Origin of the sequence: Kitasatospora sp. MBT63, assembly GCF_000710465.2 — a bacterium.
Taxonomy (GTDB): domain Bacteria; phylum Actinomycetota; class Actinomycetes; order Streptomycetales; family Streptomycetaceae; genus Kitasatospora.
This window is the reverse complement of sequence record NZ_JAIZ01000702.1, coordinates 26,258-27,024: the sequence shown is the minus strand read 5'-3', so window position 1 is coordinate 27,024 and position 767 is coordinate 26,258. Positions and strand designations below refer to the sequence as shown.

The 767-nt window shown below is 78.2% G+C and carries 1 protein-coding gene and 1 pseudogene; both read left to right on the top strand.

All coding sequences use genetic code 11. The annotated features are described in order from the left end of the window. A pseudogene (locus AA75_RS50260) lies at positions 1-315 on the top strand (hypothetical protein); the annotation flags it as partial. A 121-nt stretch (positions 316-436) separates the two neighbouring features. After that, positions 437-767, top strand: a 331-nt coding sequence (locus AA75_RS52870; protein ID WP_033824791.1) for an NAD-dependent epimerase/dehydratase family protein, incomplete at its 3' end; no start/stop codon positions are given.

Genomic DNA, 767 nt, shown 5'->3' with positions numbered 1-767 from the left:
TCCGGGGACGGCCTGCTGCACGGTGCCGCGCACCGGGCGGGCCAGGGGCAGTGGGCCGCGCAGGCCGCGGTCGGGCTGCTGCTGGTGCTGGTCGCCGCGCTGCTGCGGTGCGGGCGTCCGGTCCTCGCGGCGACGGCGCTGCCGGTGGCGGCGCTGGCCGCGCTGGTGCTCCCGGCGGTGCTGCCCGGTGTCGGGGCGGCCGGGGCCCGGCTGCTGGCCTGCGGCGGGGCGGCGGTGGTGCTGCTGCCGTACGCCTGGTCGGTGTTCGGCCGCCCCGGGGCGTACCGCGGGGGTGCCGGGGAACCCGGCGGTTGAGTGCCGGGCGGCGGTCGGCGGCGGTCGGGCCCGCCGCGGCCGTCGGCCCGGGCAGTTCGAGCAGTTCGTCACAGACCCGCCCCGGCGACCGTGTCCGGGGCCTCATGGAAGGACACCCCCGATGAGGGTGCTGCTGTTGGGCGCCGACGGTTTTATCGGCCGCCGCGTCGCCGAGCGTCTGCTGGCCGACCCGGGCATGCAGGTCACCGTGCTCGGCCGGCGGGACTCGGCCGACATCCGGTTCGACCTGACGGCGGGCAGCCCCGGTGCGCTGGCCCGGTTCCTGGACGCGGTCGCCCCCCAGGTGGTGGTCAACTGCGCCGGGGCGACCTACGGCACCTCGCGGCTGCTGATCCAGGCCAACACGCTGGCCGTCGCCACGGTCTGCGAGGCGATCCGGCGCAGCCGGGAGCCGGCCCGGCTGGTGCACATCGGCTCGGCGGCGGAGTACG